This window comes from Pseudoclavibacter chungangensis (assembly GCF_013410545.1).
GTDB lineage: Bacteria > Actinomycetota > Actinomycetes > Actinomycetales > Microbacteriaceae > Pseudoclavibacter > Pseudoclavibacter chungangensis.
On sequence record NZ_JACCFV010000001.1, the window covers coordinates 2,311,021 to 2,325,232 of the forward strand.

16 protein-coding genes are annotated in these 14,212 nt (G+C 70.0%); 10 read left to right on the forward strand and 6 right to left on the reverse strand.

Annotated features, from left to right (window positions below; genetic code table 11):
• Window positions 1-3 precede the first annotated feature (3 nt).
• Genes HNR16_RS10365 through HNR16_RS10380 form a run of 4 tightly spaced genes read left to right on the forward strand, consistent with a single transcriptional unit; the run spans window position 4 to window position 3,182 of the window.
• A complete protein-coding gene (locus tag HNR16_RS10365; RefSeq protein WP_158040597.1) occupies window positions 4-1,038 on the forward strand; it encodes an ABC transporter permease in 1,035 nt (344 codons plus the stop codon).
• The gene (locus tag HNR16_RS10370; RefSeq protein ID WP_158040598.1) at window positions 1,035-1,835 is read left to right on the forward strand and encodes an ATP-binding cassette domain-containing protein; all 801 of its coding nucleotides are present in this window, start codon (window positions 1,035-1,037) and stop codon (window positions 1,833-1,835) included. Before HNR16_RS10365 ends, HNR16_RS10370 begins: the two co-directional genes overlap by 4 nt.
• A complete protein-coding gene (locus tag HNR16_RS10375; protein ID WP_225737856.1) occupies window positions 1,828-2,190 on the forward strand; it encodes a putative quinol monooxygenase in 363 nt (120 codons plus the stop codon). The genes HNR16_RS10370 and HNR16_RS10375 overlap by 8 nt, the downstream gene beginning before the upstream one ends.
• Window positions 2,190-3,182, forward strand: coding sequence for a carbohydrate kinase family protein (locus HNR16_RS10380; protein ID WP_158040599.1), 993 nt, complete (start codon window positions 2,190-2,192; stop codon window positions 3,180-3,182). Before HNR16_RS10375 ends, HNR16_RS10380 begins: the two co-directional genes overlap by 1 nt.
• A gap of 88 nt (window positions 3,183-3,270) precedes the next feature.
• Here HNR16_RS10380 and HNR16_RS10385 read toward each other — a convergent pair whose 3' ends face one another.
• From HNR16_RS10385 to HNR16_RS10395, 3 genes are read right to left on the reverse strand one after another with little or no spacing between them, the layout of a single operon-like run.
• Window positions 3,271-4,233, reverse strand: a complete 963-nt coding sequence (locus HNR16_RS10385) for an Fpg/Nei family DNA glycosylase (RefSeq protein WP_158040600.1) — start codon at window positions 4,231-4,233, stop codon at window positions 3,271-3,273.
• A 2-nt stretch (window positions 4,234-4,235) separates the two neighbouring features.
• Complete coding sequence (locus HNR16_RS10390) at window positions 4,236-4,772, reverse strand: ribose-5-phosphate isomerase (RefSeq protein WP_158040601.1); 537 nt, start codon at window positions 4,770-4,772, stop codon at window positions 4,236-4,238.
• A complete protein-coding gene (locus HNR16_RS10395) occupies window positions 4,772-5,386 on the reverse strand; it encodes a mycothiol-dependent nitroreductase Rv2466c family protein (RefSeq protein WP_158040602.1) in 615 nt (204 codons plus the stop codon). Before HNR16_RS10395 ends, HNR16_RS10390 begins: the two co-directional genes overlap by 1 nt.
• Before the next feature lie 272 nt (window positions 5,387-5,658).
• On the opposite strand from HNR16_RS10395, the gene pepN reads away from it, so the two are divergent.
• From pepN to HNR16_RS10410, 3 genes are all read left to right on the forward strand, one after another.
• Window positions 5,659-8,208, forward strand: a complete 2,550-nt coding sequence (gene pepN, locus HNR16_RS10400; RefSeq protein ID WP_158040603.1) for an aminopeptidase N — start codon at window positions 5,659-5,661, stop codon at window positions 8,206-8,208.
• Between the two features lie 138 nt (window positions 8,209-8,346).
• On the forward strand, window positions 8,347-9,348 hold the full coding sequence (locus tag HNR16_RS10405; protein WP_158040604.1) for a mechanosensitive ion channel family protein: 1,002 nt from the start codon (window positions 8,347-8,349) through the stop codon (window positions 9,346-9,348).
• Window positions 9,345-9,824: a globin gene (locus tag HNR16_RS10410; RefSeq protein WP_179558009.1), complete on the forward strand. Its 480-nt coding sequence runs from the start codon at window positions 9,345-9,347 to the stop codon at window positions 9,822-9,824. Before HNR16_RS10405 ends, HNR16_RS10410 begins: the two co-directional genes overlap by 4 nt.
• 108 nt (window positions 9,825-9,932) lie before the next feature.
• Here the strand turns inward: HNR16_RS10410 and HNR16_RS10415 are convergent, their stop codons facing one another.
• Window positions 9,933-10,376 carry an NUDIX domain-containing protein gene (locus HNR16_RS10415; protein ID WP_225737860.1) on the reverse strand — a complete coding sequence of 148 codons (444 nt, stop codon included), beginning with the start codon at window positions 10,374-10,376 and terminating at the stop codon, window positions 9,933-9,935.
• A 58-nt stretch (window positions 10,377-10,434) separates the two neighbouring features.
• Window positions 10,435-11,121 (reverse strand): MerR family transcriptional regulator, encoded by a 687-nt coding sequence (locus tag HNR16_RS10420; RefSeq protein WP_218868430.1) that lies wholly within the window; start codon window positions 11,119-11,121, stop codon window positions 10,435-10,437.
• A 90-nt stretch (window positions 11,122-11,211) separates the two neighbouring features.
• Between HNR16_RS10420 and HNR16_RS10425 the strand changes: the two genes are divergently transcribed.
• Window positions 11,212-11,652, forward strand: a complete 441-nt coding sequence (locus HNR16_RS10425; protein ID WP_158040607.1) for an anthrone oxygenase family protein — start codon at window positions 11,212-11,214, stop codon at window positions 11,650-11,652.
• A gap of 63 nt (window positions 11,653-11,715) precedes the next feature.
• A complete protein-coding gene (locus tag HNR16_RS10430) occupies window positions 11,716-12,309 on the forward strand; it encodes a DUF2269 family protein (RefSeq protein WP_158040608.1) in 594 nt (197 codons plus the stop codon).
• A gap of 3 nt (window positions 12,310-12,312) precedes the next feature.
• Here the strand turns inward: HNR16_RS10430 and HNR16_RS10435 are convergent, their stop codons facing one another.
• Window positions 12,313-13,551 (reverse strand): DUF418 domain-containing protein, encoded by a 1,239-nt coding sequence (locus tag HNR16_RS10435; RefSeq protein ID WP_158040609.1) that lies wholly within the window; start codon window positions 13,549-13,551, stop codon window positions 12,313-12,315.
• 49 nt (window positions 13,552-13,600) lie between these two features.
• On the opposite strand from HNR16_RS10435, the gene HNR16_RS10440 reads away from it, so the two are divergent.
• Window positions 13,601-14,203, forward strand: coding sequence for a TetR/AcrR family transcriptional regulator (locus HNR16_RS10440; protein ID WP_179558203.1), 603 nt, complete (start codon window positions 13,601-13,603; stop codon window positions 14,201-14,203).
• Window positions 14,204-14,212: the final 9 nt, after the last annotated feature.

A 14,212-nucleotide genomic window follows, 5' to 3' on the forward strand; every position in this document is an offset into this window, starting at 1 on the left:
CTCGTGACACAGACGTCTCCGCCCACCTCGTCACTCGACCTCGCCGCCGAGTTCCTCGACCGCCGCACACCGCTCGACCGCGCGCGCGGCGTGCTGCACCGCTATCCCGCCATCAGCCCGGCGGTGGTCCTCGTGATCGCCATCATCGTCTTCGGGACGATCAATCCGCGGTTCTTCGCACCCGCGAACCTGTCGCTCGTGCTCGACCAGGTGTCGGTCATCGGCACCGTCGCGATCGCCCAGACCCTCATCATCCTGACCGCGGGCATCGATCTGTCGGTGGGTGCCGGGATGATCCTGGCATCGATGGTGATGGCACAGACGGCCTTCCACAACGGGTTCCCCGCGGCGCTGGCCCTGCTCGCCGGGCTCGTCGCGGCACTCGCCGCGGGCGCGCTCAACGGGTTCCTCGTCACCCGCGTCAAGCTGCCACCGTTCATCGCGACACTCGGCACGCTCAACGTCTTCATCGCGTTGACGCTGCTCTACAGCGGAGGTCAGACGGTCAGGAAGTCCGAGATGCCCGGACTCCTGTCGTGGACGGCGACGGCGTTCCCGATCGGGGACGTCATGCTGACCGTCGGGGTCGTCATCATGATCGCCCTGTACCTCCTCATGGCCTACGTGCTGGGGCGGACCTCATGGGGTCGGCACGTGTACGCGGTCGGGGACGACATCGAGGCTGCGCGCCTCGCGGGGATCTCGACGACGAAGGTGCTCATGAGCGTGTACGTCGTCGCCGGCGCGATCCTCGCGGTCGCCGCGTGGATCCAGATCGGCCGCTCCGGCGCCGCGAGCCCGAACGCGGGCGCCGATCTCAACCTCGACTCGATCACGGCCGTCGTGATCGGCGGCACCTCGCTGTTCGGTGGTCGCGGGATCATCTGGGGAACGCTGCTCGGCGCCGTCATCGTCGGCGTGTTCCGCAACGGCCTCTTCCTCGCGAACGTCGACGGCCTCTACCAGACGCTCGCGATCGGCATCCTCGTCATCGTCGCGGTCGCCGTCGACCAGTGGATCAGGAAGGTGCGCAAATGAGCCTCGTCACGGACGCCGTCGAGCCGGTGCCGACGCCGCAGGGCGTCCCCGTGCTCGAAGCGAAGCGACTCGTCAAGACGTTCGGGAAGGTCGTCGGCCTCGACGGTGTGAGCCTGCAGCTGCACGCGGGCGAGGTGCTCGCGATCATCGGCGACAACGGTGCGGGCAAGTCCACGCTCATCAAGTGTCTGACCGGTGCCTACGTCCCCGATCAGGGCGAGCTGCTGCTGGACGGTGAGCCGGTGCACTTCAAACGCCCGCAGGACGCGCGCGATGCCGGCATCGAGACGGTCTATCAGAACCTCGCCGTGTCGCCCGCGCTCGATGTCGCCTCGAACCTGTTCCTCGGTCGCGAGCGCCGGAAGCCCGGCATCCTCGGCACCGTGTTCCGGACGCTCGACACGGCCGGTATGCGCGCGGAGGCCCGTGAACAGTTGCAGCGGCTCGGGATCTCGACCCTGCAGGACGTGACGGTCGCCGTCGAGAACCTGTCGGGCGGTCAGCGACAGGCCGTCGCCGTCGCCCGGGCCGCGGCCTTCGGCTCGAAGGTCGTCGTGCTCGACGAACCGACGGCGGCACTCGGTGTGCGCGAGTCGAACCAGGTGCTCGAGCTCATCGAGCGCCTGCGCGAGCAGCACGTTCCCGTCGTCCTCATCTCGCACAACATGCCGCACGTGTTCCAGGTCGCGGACCGGATCCACATCCAGCGTCTCGGCAAGCGGGCCGCGACGATCACGCCGCGATCGCACAGCATGACCGACGCGGTCGCGATCATGACGGGAGCGGCCGTTGCCTGACGAGAACGGGACACCGGACCGGCGTGCGCCACGGGCCGAGCCGGCGGCTCCGGCTGCGGTGCCGAGGACGCTGTACGCCGAGTTCACGGCGAGGCCCGGCACCGAGTCGGCCGTCCAGGACCTCATCGTCGCCTACGCGGACGAGGTCAGGGCCGAACCCGGCAACCTCCGCTTCGAGGTGTACCGGCGAGCGGAGTCGCCCGCCGCGTTCGTCGTGTTCGAACGCTACGCCGATGAGGCGGCGTTCCGGGCGCATCTCGCGCACCCCACGGGCCGCGCGTTCAACGACGAGCTGGTGCCCCTGATCGAGGAGGACGCGAGCGTGCTCAGTTTCCTGAACGACGTGGTGAGCTGATGGCGACAACCGACGCCGACCGCCCCGACCCGGTCGGGACCGTTGACGCACGGATCGTCGTCATCGGCGAGGCGCTCGTCGACGTCGTCCACCGTCTCGACGGGCGGATCGAGGAGATGCCCGGCGGGAGCCCCGCGAACGTCGCGCTCACGCTCGGCAGGCTCGGACACCGCCCGCAGCTCGTGACGCAGCTCGCCGACGACCGTCACGGACGGGTCGTCCGCGCGTGGCTCGACGAATCCGGTGTCGAGCTCGTCGCGAGCGCCTCCCCCCGCACCTCGACGGCGACCGCGTTCCTCGACGCGGCGGGAGCGGCGAGCTACGAGTTCGACCTCGACTGGGACATCGCCATCGCCCCGCAGGAGGTGATCGATGTGCTCCACTCGGGTTCGATCGCGGCATTGCTCGAGCCCGGCGCTACCGAGGTCGTCCGGGCGATGGGCGAGGCGCGACACGACGCCCTCGTCACCTACGACCCGAACGTCCGGCCCGTACTCCTGGGTGATCGGGGCCCGGTCCGGGAACGGGTCGAGCGCGTCGTGGCACTCTCGGATCTCGTGAAGGCGAGCGACGAGGACCTCGAATGGCTCTACCCGGAATCGAGCGCCGTCGAGGTCGCGAGGGCCTGGCAGGCGACCGGCCCCGCCGTCGTCATCGTCACCTCGGGCGCCGACGGCGCCTTCGCTGTGACCGCTCACGGGGTGTGGGAGGTCGCCGCGCCCCGAATCCGGGTCGCCGACACGGTGGGCGCGGGCGACACGTTCATGGCCGCACTCATCGACGTCCTGCTCCGATTGGGGATCAGCGGAGCCGAGGGACGCGACCGCCTGCACCGCATCGGCTCGAGCGAGCTCACGGGGATGCTCGAACGCGCGGCCCTCGCCGCCGCCATCACCGTGTCACGGCCGGGGGCCGACCCGCCGAACGCGCGCGAACTGGCGGACGCGGAGGACGCCCGGGACGCGGCGAGCACGGACCGGGCCACCGACTGATCCGACACTCGACATCCGACACCGACGCACGACACGACGGCGGGGCCCGCACATCGCGGGCCTCGCCGTCGTGGTGTCGGCAGCATTCTCAGTGCTGGCAGCCGGGGCACCAGTAGAGCTTGCGCGCCTGCATCTCCTCGAGCGCGATCGGCGTACCGCACACACGGCACGGCTCCCCGGCGCGGCCGTAGACCCAGTGCCGGTCCTCGCGATGCCGGAGGGCGTCCTCCTTGCGCTTGCCGCGCAGCCCGTCCATCGTCATCATCTGGCCGACCTCGACACCGATGCGCAGGAGCTTGCGCCAATCGCGCCACAGTGCGCGCACCTGTTCCTCGGTGAGGGCCGACCCCGGCGTGTGCGGGTCGATCCCCGCCCGGTACAGCAGCTCCGCCCGGTACACGTTGCCGATGCCCGCGACGACCGACTGATCCATGAGCAGGATGCCGATCGGCGTGCGCTTGGCGAGCACGGCGCGCGTGAAGCGGTCCTCGGCGGCGCGACCGTGATCCACGAGCGGGTCGGGGCCGAGCTTCGCGAGTTGCGCATCGACCTCGGCCGGCGTCATCACGACGCACGCGGTGGGCCCCCGGAGGTCCGCACAGGTCGCCTCGGTCAGCAGGCGCACGCGAACCTGCCCGACCGGCTCGGGTGGCCACTCGCCGAGTTCCTGCTCGCGCTCGTCCTCGGCCATGCGGACCCGTGTCCGGCGCGGTGCGCCGATCGACGTGAGCGAGGTCTCGCCCCGCGAGTCCTCGATGCGCGTGACCTCACGACGACGCGAGTACTCCCCCGTCTGCCCGAGGGTCGTCGACACGTCGCCGGAGAAATCCCACGCACCGTAGAGACCGAGGTGGACACGGAGCCATTCGTCGCCCTCGAACTCCGAGAACATCTGTTTCCCGACCGCGAACGTGCGCAGCATGACGCGACCGTCGAGCTCCGCCGCCCCCTCCGCGAAACGCCCCTGGGGCGAACTGACGGCGACGCGGTGCCCCGCGAAGTTGGCCTCGAACTGTCGTGCGATGCGGTGGACGGAATGCCCTTCGGGCACTCCTAGGCCCCCGCGCCCGCACCGAGGACGACGGGCACCTCGCCCCGACCGATCGCATCGACCACGCGATCGGCGATGTCGCCCGTGCGCTCGAACTCGGCGAGCTGCGAGATGCGACGCACGTGCCGCTCGTCACCCGGGAACGGCTCCGCGAGGAAGGCGTCGATGAAGGCGATCGCCTCGTCCACACCGTGCTGCCGCGCACCGATCGAGATGACGTTCGCGTTGTTGTGTTCACGCGCGAGCTTCGCGGTGTCCAGGTTCCAGACGAGCGCCGCCCGGATGCCGCGCACCTTGTTCGCCGCGATCTGCTCACCGTTGCCCGAGCCGCCGAAGACGACCCCGAGCGATTCGACGCCGTTCGACCAGTCCTCCGCGACCGCGAGCGCCGCGTTGATGCAGAACGAGGGGTAGTCGTCGAGCGCGTCGTACTCCGCGGGCCCGTGGTCGACGACCTCGTGTCCCGCGAGACGCAGGTGTTCCTGGAGCGTGCGCGAGAACTCGAGACCGGCGTGGTCCGTCGCGACGTGCACGCGCATCAGTCGAACACCGGGCCGCGCGTCCGGGAGCGCTTGAGCTCGAAGAACCCGTCGTAAGACGCCGCCATGACGACGCCGTCGAACAGGCGTACGGCCTCCTCGCCCTTCGGTGCGGGCGAGATGACGGGGCCGAAGAACGCGACGCCGTCGACCGCGATGACGGGCGTCCCGACATCCTCGCCGACGCGGCCGATGCCGTCCTCGTGGCTCGCGCCGTAGACGGCGTCGAACTCGCCCGCGGCCGCGCGGTCGACGATCTCCTGCGGGATGCCGACCTCGGCGACCGCCTCGGGCAGCACCGTGTCGTCGTCCGAGCCGCGGCCCTCGACGTGGATGCGCGTGCCGAGCGCGTCGTAAAGCTCCTTGACCTTCTCGGGACCGAGCTCCTGACCGACGCCGGCGACGACCTTGCCGAGCTGCATCGAGCGCTGCGCGAACGTCTTGTAGCGCTCCGGCACGTCCTCGCGGTTTTCGTTGAGCAGCCCCAGGCTCATGATGTGCCACGTGAGATCGAAGTCGCGGTATTTCGCGACCTCGTCGATCCACCGGGAGGTCATCCACGCCCACGGGCACACGGGGTCGAACCAGAAATCGACCGTGATCTTGTCAGCCATGTCCCCAGATTACCGGTGCGACACCGCCGGGCGGGCCGCCCCGTCACGCTTCCGGCGAACGGCCGGAATCGGCGCCGTGATCCGGGCCGGCGCGCGGAACGACGGTGCACACGGCACCGCACAACCGTGCGACGGCGTTCCGTACGGCCACGGAATCCGCGTGGCACGCGCGACCGTCGGCGACCGCACGCGGGCGCCGGCACTAGGCTTTGGGCAGTTTCTGTAAGCCGTCTCGGGCCCTGCGGCACGAGCGCCCGCACGGAGGATCAAGGATGCCCGGAGAGAACCTGACACACCTCGAGGCGCAGGAGCGCCGCGCGGTCGTCGACGTTCACCACTACGATGTGACCCTCGATCTCACGACCGGCGACGAGACGTTCCGTTCCACGACGGTCGTGCACTTCGATGCCGAGCCCGGTTCGTCGACCTTCATCGATGCCATCACGAGGCAGGTGCACCGGGTCGAGCTGAACGGTGAGGAGCTCGACCCCGCGGTCGTCGCGGACGGCACGCGGATCCAGCTGCCCGGCCTCCGCGAGCGCAACGAGCTCGTCGTCGAGGCCGATGCCGTCTACATGAACACGGGCGAGGGGCTCCACCGCTTCGTCGACCCGGTCGACGGCGAGGTGTATCTCTACACGCAGTTCGAGGTGCCGGACTCGCGTCGCGTCTTCGCGGTGTTCGAACAGCCCGACCTCAAGGCGCAGTTCACGTTCCACGTGACGGCTCCGTCGCGGTGGCAGGTCGTCTCGAACCAGCCGACGCCCGAGCCCGTCGTGGTCGACGCCGAGCGATCGGTGTGGCACTTCCCCGCGACGCCGCGCATCTCGAGCTACATCACGGCGCTCGTCGCCGGCCCCTACGTCGTGCAGCGTGACGAACTGACCTCGAGCGACGGGCGCACCATCCCGCTCGGCGTGTTCTGCCGCGCATCGCTCGCGGAGCACCTGGATGCCGAATACATCTTCGACATCACGAAGCGCGGTTTCGCCTATTACGAGCAGAACTTCCAGGGTCCCTACCCGTTCGCGAAATACGACCAGCTCTTCGTTCCCGAGTTCAACGCGGGCGCGATGGAGAACGCGGGCTGCGTGACGTTCACCGAGGCCTACGTGTTCCGTTCCAAGGTCGAGGACGCCGTGCGCGAGCGTCGCGTCATCACGATCCTGCACGAGCTCGCCCACATGTGGTTCGGCGACCTCGTCACGATGAAGTGGTGGAACGACCTGTGGCTCAACGAGTCCTTCGCCGAGTTCATCTCGACGATCGCGAGTGCCGAAGCGACCGAGTGGACCGAGGCGTGGACCACGTTCAACGCGAGCGAGAAGAGCTGGGCGTACCGGCAGGACCAGCTCCCCTCGACGCACCCGATCGTCGCCGAGATCAACGATCTGCACGACGTGCTCGTGAACTTCGACGGCATCACGTACGCCAAGGGCGGCTCCGTCCTCAAGCAGCTGTTCTTCTGGGTCGGCCGTGAGGCCTTCTTCCAGGGTGTCGCGCAGTACTTCCGGGCTCACGGCTGGGGGAACACGGAACTCTCGGACCTGCTCGTCGAGCTCGAGCGCGCGAGCGGACGCGACCTCGACGAGTGGGCCGCGAAGTGGCTCTCGACCGCCGGGGTGAACACGCTCCGCGTCGAGATCGACGTGGACGGCGAGGGGCTCGTGCGGACGTTCTCCATCGAGCAGTCCGCCACCCCCGAGTACCCGACCATTCGGCCGCACCGCCTCGCGATCGGCCTGTACGAACCGCAGGACGGCACGCTCGTCCGCGTCGACCGGATCGAACTCGATGTCGACGGCGAGTCGACGCACGTGCCCGAGCTCGTCGGGCGCCGTCGGCCGGCCGTGATCCTGCTGAACGACGACGATCTCGCGTACGCGAAGATCCGTCTCGACGACGAGTCGTTCCGGGCGGCCGCGAACGGCCTCGCCTCGTTCGCGTCGCCGCTCGCCCGCGCGCTCGTCTACGGCAGCGCCTGGGACGCGACGCGTGACGCGGAGCTGCGGCCGCGGGAGTTCGTGCGCCTCGTGATCGGTGCGATCGGCGCCGAGACGGAATCGACGACGCGACGCACAGTCCTCGGCCAGCTCGCGACCGCGGCGCGCTTCTACACGGCCGCCGACGATCGCGGCGAGATCATCGAGGTCGTCGCGGACGAGCTCTGGGAGCTCGCGCAGCGCGCCGAGGCCGGCTCGGACGCGCAGTTCGCGTTCGTCAAGGCGTTCGCCGCCCAGGCCCACTCGGCGGCGCAGCTCGATGCGGCCGAGGCCCTGCTCACGGGCGAGACCTCGCTGCCCGGCCTCGAGATCGACACGGACCTGGGTTGGGAACTCGTCGTCGCACTCACGTCGGGCGGTCGACGCACGGCCGCGGACATCGACGCGCGACTGCAGGAGGACAACACGGCCGACGGTCAGCGCGCCGCCGCCCGGGCCCTCGCGTCGATCCCGACGGCCGAGGCGAAGGAGGCGGCGTGGGAGCGCGTCGTCACCCGCACCGACGCGCCGAACGCGATCGTCCGCGCGACCGCGGCGGGGTTCTACCGCGGTGGCGACGACGCCGTGCTCCGCCCCTACGTCGCGCGATACTTCGCGACGATCGGCAGCATCTGGGAGGAGCGCAGCTTCAGCATCGCGGAGGAGCTCATCGAGGGACTCTTCCCGAGCGAGCTCGCGGACGCGTACGTGCGCGACGCGGCGCGGTCGTGGCTCGCCGCGCACGAGGACGCGCCGGCCGCGCTACGTCGACTCGTGATCGAGGGGCTCGCCGGTATCGAGCGCTCGCTGCGCGCGCAGGAGCGCGACGCCGAGGACTGATCGACGCCACGCCCGCTCGAGGCCGTCCGCGTCGCGCGGGCGGCCTCGAGCATGTCGCGCGGCGACGCGGCGGGACCGACCGTGTGCCCGACCGCCCCAGGATTCCCCCACGGTGGGGGCACCTAGAATCGTTCCGCCATGCTTGAGTTCTGGAACAACCTCGTCACGACCCTCACGCCGTTCCGGGTGCCCATCTGGATCGTCGTCTACATCGCGGCGGGATTCGTCATCCGCTGGGGTCTCATCAAGATCATCGACCGCAGCGTCGACGAGATCGTGCACGGTGTGAAGAAGCGCCGCGGTGCGCAGGACACGCAGTCGCTCGCGATCAGCTCACCGCTGGCGGCCGTCCGGACCGTGCAGCGCACCCGCACGATCGGGTCCCTGCTGACGAACATCGTGACGGTCGTCGTCGTGATCGTCGTCGTCTTCCTCATCATCGGCAAGGTGGATCCGGGCATCCTCGCCTCCCTCTCGCTGCTGTCCGCCGCGGTCGGTGCGGGGCTCGGTTTCGGCGCACAGCGCATCGTCGGTGATGTCCTGAACGGCCTGTTCATGGTGGTCGAGGACCAGCTCGGTGTGGGCGACGACGTCGACATGGGACTCGCGAGCGGTGTCGTCGAGAACGTCGGGATCCGCGTGACGCAGGTTCGCGACGTGCACGGCACGCTCTGGTTCGTCCGGAACGGCGAGGTGCAGCGCGTCGGCAGCAACTCGCAGGGCTGGAACCGGGCGATCATCGACCTCGCCGTGCCGTACGACCTCGACCGCGACCACATCGAGGAGGTCATGCTCGAGACCGCGACGACGCTCGCGGACGACCCCGACTGGGCGGAGAAGTTCATCGAGCGGCCATCGATCTGGGGGCTCGAGACGCTGTCTGCGGAGGCCGTCGTCGTGCGTCTCGTGGCCCGCACGCGGGCCGGAGCCCGATGGGACATCGAACGCGAGCTGCGCGCGCGACTCCAGACGGCGTTCAAGGACGCCCACATCTCGCTGCCGCCGCTCAACACGATCGTACTCGACGGCCCGAACGGACTCACACCGCCGTCCGGTCGCCGACCGCACGTCGTCCACCGCGACGCCGAGCCGCAGCCCCGGCCGCGGACCGACTCGGACGACGAGGACGGCCGCTCGTGAGCGGCACACCGATCGGGCTCCGTGGGAGCGACGGGCGCTCGGCCCTCCCCACGCTCTACGACGACGTGGGCGGCATGCCGACGTTCGAGCGCCTCGTCACGGCGTTCTACGAGCGGGTGCAGCACGACGAGGTGCTGTGGCCCATGTATCCGCAGGACGATCTCGAGGGCGCCGTTCTGCGCCTGTCGACCTTCCTCGCACAGTACTTCGGCGGGCCGACGACGTACTCGGACGCGCGCGGCCACCCGAGGCTCCGCATGCGGCACGTCGCGTTCCACGTCAACCCGGACGCGCGTGACCGCTGGCTCCGGCACATGACCACGGCCGTCGACGAACTGGTCGCCGACGGCATCGTGTCGCCCATGAACCGTGCGACGATGCTCGACTACTTCGGCCGCGCCTCGACCGCCATGGTCAACACGTTCGAGCCCACGCCCGAGCCTCCGACCGGGGCCGGCGCATCGACCGGGGCCTGACGCCACCGGGATCGGACGCCACAGACCCCGGGGCCACGCGACCGCATCACCGAGCGGGCTCGCATCGCGCGTCGAACGAACGTGCGCCGACGACGATCGATGCGCCCGCTACCGGTTGGTCGCCGTGTGCCCCCGCAGCCGTTCCGCGAACGCGACCGCGCCGTCCGGGTACAGGGGTGGCCGCCCGGCCGCGAGCGCCTCGAGTGGGAACCAGCCGGCGACGGTGTCGCTGTCGAGCACGGGGCGTCGCTCCTCGATCGGCCAGGCGTCGAGATCGGGGCTCGTGACGGCGAAGACGTGTGCGTACTCGTGGCCGACACGTTCACCGCGCATGAAGTGGCTCTCGAGAACGCCGAGCAGTCGCGCCTCGCGGACCTCGACCGCGAGCTCCTCGGCGAACTCGCGACGAACCGCGTCGACGGAGTGTTCGCCGTAGTCGATCCCACCACCCGGCACGCGGACGAAGAGCTCGTGGCCCGAGCGCGCGGGGTACTCCTCCCCCAACACGAAGCCGTCCCGGACGACGAGCCCGAGGGCGATGTTCCGGATCATCGTCTTCACACCACGATGCTAACGAAGCGGGTCGCGGGGGCGCGATCCGGACCGCACGTCACGAGCCGTCGATCGCGACCGGTTCCGCGACGCGCGGTGCGTTCGCGTGGTGCTGCTGGGCGAGCAGCACGAACGTGTCGAGCAGGGTGCGCCGGAGGACACTTCCGAGGACGACACCCCGGATCATGACGTCGAGCCGGCCGAGCGACGCGACGGCCTGCAGATCCAGCCGCCCGACCTCGTCCGCGATCCGTGCGTAGTCGTCGAGGTGCGCGAGGAGCTCGTCGAGCTCCTCCGCCTGCAGATCGGCGATGGCCCGTTCGGCGGCGAGGTAGGCGGGCGAACCCGGCTCACAGTTCCACCCGCGTGCGCGGACGACCTCGGCGAGTCGCCGACGCGCCTCGGTGTCGGGTTCGCTCCCCTCCACTTCCCCGACGAGCGCGTCCTGCGTGATCGCCATCGCGTCGAGCACGGACGGCCCCTCGTCGAGCGCGTCGAGCACCGTGCGGATCGTGTGCAGCGGAAGCCCCGCGACCCTCGCGAGCGCCCGAATGAGCCTGAGCCGCTCGAGGTGTGATGTGCCGTAGACGGCCTGGTTGACGCCCGTGCGGGTCCCGTGCGGGAGGAGGCCCTCGCGCAGATAGAACTTGATCGTCGCCACGCTCAGACCCGAACGCCGGGCGAGTTCCGCCATCCGCATCTCGCCCTGCTGCCGTTCCACCACGTCGTGACCCCGTTCCGTCATCTCGACCCATCCTTGCGATCCTCGTGTGGATACTACTACTATCCGAAATAGATAGTTCACTACCGATCAGCACCGCCGAACGGAGCCACGATGACCCCGCTGCAACTCGCCGCCGTCCTCGTGGTCGGCTTCGTCGGCTCCGCCGAGTTCGGCTCCGCCGCGTTCGTCCACCCCGTCATCCGCCGCCTCGCGCCGGACGACCAGCTCGTGTTCGAGAAGGGACTCCTGCGGACGTTCGGCCGCGTGATGCCCGTGGGCATGACCGCCGCGGCCGCACTCGGCGTCGCCGCCGCGATCGCGACCCCGACACCACTGCTGGTGACCGCGGCCACGAGTCTCGCTGTCGCGCTCGTCGTGACCATCGTCGGCAACGTGCCGATCAACCTCCGCACGGGACGCATGACCGAGACCACCGCGTCCGACTCGTTCATTCGCATGCGCCGCCGCTGGGACGTGTTCCAGGTCGCCCGCGCGTCCCTCCAGCTGCTCGGCTTCGTACTACTGGCCCTCGGTCTCACGGCCTGGACCTGACCGGCGGAGCACCGCCCGACCGCCCCCGATACCTCCCACACCCGATCGAGAGGATCCGACGACATGACCACGGCACCACCGGACACCCGGCCCCGACCCCGCCTGCACACGAGCACGAAGTGGCTGCTCGGCGTCATCGTGCTCGGCATGACCATGACCGTCTCGACCCGCGTGCTCGGCGGCATCGACCTGCTTCCCGCCGACGCGGTGCCGACGAGTCTCCTGCTGTTCGGCCTCGTCCTCGGCGCCGTGCTCGTGGTCGGCAACATCATCGTCACCGAGGCCTGGACCTACATGGCCGAGCGCACGGGCGACCGCCAGGTCCTCCGGTTCGCCGCGCGGGCCGTCACGTGGGCCGATGTGTTCTTCACGGCGCCCGGCATCTTCCTCGCGGTCATCAGCGGCCTGTTCCTCACCGAACAGCTGGGCCACCACGACGCTTGGGTACGGGGTGCCGAGACGAGCTTCATCACGGCGGGCGTCATCTGGTTCGTCCTGCTCGTCCCCATGCAGAATCGCCTCGCGGTGCGGGCCGAACAGGACGAGCTCGACGAGGGGTTCACGACGATCCTCCACCGCTGGTACGGGTTCGGCATCCTCGCGACCGCGATCACGCTCGTCGCCGTCGGGTTCGCCGTGTTCCAGCCGCAGTTCTGACGATCACCCGCGCACCCCGCCGCTCTCGGCCTTCACCACGGGCCGATGGTCCGGCGCGGCTCGCGGGCGATCCGGCACGATCCTCGCCCCCTGCTTCCAGAGCCACTCGACGGGGCCGAGGCGGAAGCGCCGGAGCCAGAGGTGGGCGAACACCATGACGACGGCGGCCACCACGACGTATCCGGCCATCGTGACGGGCAGGCGCCACGCGACGAGATCGCCCGCGAGCCCGAGCCCCCAGCCGTAGAACAGCGCACCGGCGACGAGATTCTGCAGGAGGTAGCACGTGAGCGCCGTGCGTCCGACCTCGCGGAGCCGCCGGGCGACCCACCCGTCGGTCCCCTGTCGCACGCACCACTCGGCGATGAGGCCAAGGAGTCCGAGCGCGACGAGCGGTGCCGCGAGATAGCGCTCGGCGAGCATCCCGGCCGCCCCACCGACCGTGCCGAGCACGAGGTCGACGGGGAGGGCGATCGCGCCGACGATCATCAGCCGCTTCCGGAGCCGGCCGCTCTCGGGCGCGAAGACGGCCGCGCGGTGGAGCGCGGCGCCGAGCAGGAACATCGCGAGCGTGAGGAAGCCGATGAGGATCGGTTCGGCGCGGAAGAGCGCGAGGTTGTCGAGCCGGAACGCGACGAGGTCGAGGAACGATCCGTGCGCGTACGGCGTGGTTCCCACGGGGACCGATGCGGCCTCACCGCCCGATGTGAGTGCGACGACCACGACGACGAGCGTGATGACGAGGGCGTGCAGGGCCCCGAACACGATGATGAGGGCGCGCTGGGTGCGGGGGCGCGTGAGGAGCAGCCACGCGACGATCGCCCCGGTCACGGCGTAGCCCATGAGGACATCGAACTCGGCGATGAGCACGTAGTTGATCACGCCGTCGACGAGCAGGAGGAACGCTCGCCACAGGTAGCCGCCCGGCCACCGGATCCCGCGCCGCTCGGCCGAGTCGAACTGGATCGCGAGACCCATCCCGAACATGAGCGTGAGCAGCGCGAGGAACTTGCCCTGACTGAGCGCCATGATCGCGAGCTGCGCGAGCACCTCCCCCGTCCCCGTCCCCGGCACGACCGGGTCGAGGAGCATGCCGAGCAGGCCGTCGGGGTGCGTGAAGATCCAGATGTTCGTCCAGAGCGTGCCGAGGATCGCGATACCCCTGGCCACGTCGAGGGCATCGATGCGTCGACCGGGACGCGGACTGCCGGAACCAGTGGCCAATACGCTCGTATTGCTCATGGCCGCGACGCTACCATACGATCGTATTTCCACGGATCGGGGTGATGGCATGCGTGACGAACCGACTCGTCGACGGATCGTCGAGGCCGTCCTCCGCCTCGTCACGAGCCGCGGGCCGGACTCGACGACCGTGAGGAACGTCGCGACCGAGGCCGACGTGTCGGTCGGCGCGGTGCAGCACCACTTCCACACGAAGGAAGACCTACTGCTCGGCGCGATGGATGCCGTCGTCGAACGGTTCCGCACGCGCGTCGAGTCACTCGCGGACGGGAGCGGCGACGCCCGAGACCTCGTCGCCGCGTTCCTGACCGCGATCGCGTGCGCCGACCCCGACAACGAGACGGACGATGTCGAGAACGCGATCGTCTGGACCGTGTTCGCCGCTCGCGCGTGCGTCGACGACCGCATCCGCGCGGCGCACACCGCCTCGTGGCTCGAGGCGGAGCGCATACTGCTCGAGCTCCTCCGGCACGCCTACGGCCCGGAGGTCGGCCCCGACGATGCGGCGGGACTCCTCGCCCTCACGGACGGGATCGCTGTGGCCCGCGTCGCCGAGGGCGATTCCCGGATGCCGCGCGAACGCGCCGTGCGACTCATCGACGCGGCACTCGGCCGCCTCGACGCGGCCGCGCGCGACCGCCGACGGGGCTGACCGCCGCGC

Coding starts and splice junctions, on each gene's coding strand:
- HNR16_RS10430 (WP_158040608.1), top strand. CDS start 11,716: ATGACCACGGCACCACCGGACACCCGGCCCCGACCCCGCCTGCACACG.
- HNR16_RS10395 (WP_158040602.1), bottom strand. CDS start 5,386: ATGGCTGACAAGATCACGGTCGATTTCTGGTTCGACCCCGTGTGCCCG.
- HNR16_RS10380 (WP_158040599.1), top strand. CDS start 2,190: ATGGCGACAACCGACGCCGACCGCCCCGACCCGGTCGGGACCGTTGAC.
- pepN (WP_158040603.1), top strand. CDS start 5,659: ATGCCCGGAGAGAACCTGACACACCTCGAGGCGCAGGAGCGCCGCGCG.
- HNR16_RS10440 (WP_179558203.1), top strand. CDS start 13,601: ATGCGTGACGAACCGACTCGTCGACGGATCGTCGAGGCCGTCCTCCGC.
- HNR16_RS10370 (WP_158040598.1), top strand. CDS start 1,035: ATGAGCCTCGTCACGGACGCCGTCGAGCCGGTGCCGACGCCGCAGGGC.
- HNR16_RS10420 (WP_218868430.1), bottom strand. CDS start 11,121: ATGACGGAACGGGGTCACGACGTGGTGGAACGGCAGCAGGGCGAGATG.
- HNR16_RS10415 (WP_225737860.1), bottom strand. CDS start 10,376: ATGATCCGGAACATCGCCCTCGGGCTCGTCGTCCGGGACGGCTTCGTG.
- HNR16_RS10390 (WP_158040601.1), bottom strand. CDS start 4,772: ATGCGCGTGCACGTCGCGACGGACCACGCCGGTCTCGAGTTCTCGCGC.
- HNR16_RS10425 (WP_158040607.1), top strand. CDS start 11,212: ATGACCCCGCTGCAACTCGCCGCCGTCCTCGTGGTCGGCTTCGTCGGC.
- HNR16_RS10405 (WP_158040604.1), top strand. CDS start 8,347: ATGCTTGAGTTCTGGAACAACCTCGTCACGACCCTCACGCCGTTCCGG.
- HNR16_RS10435 (WP_158040609.1), bottom strand. CDS start 13,551: ATGAGCAATACGAGCGTATTGGCCACTGGTTCCGGCAGTCCGCGTCCC.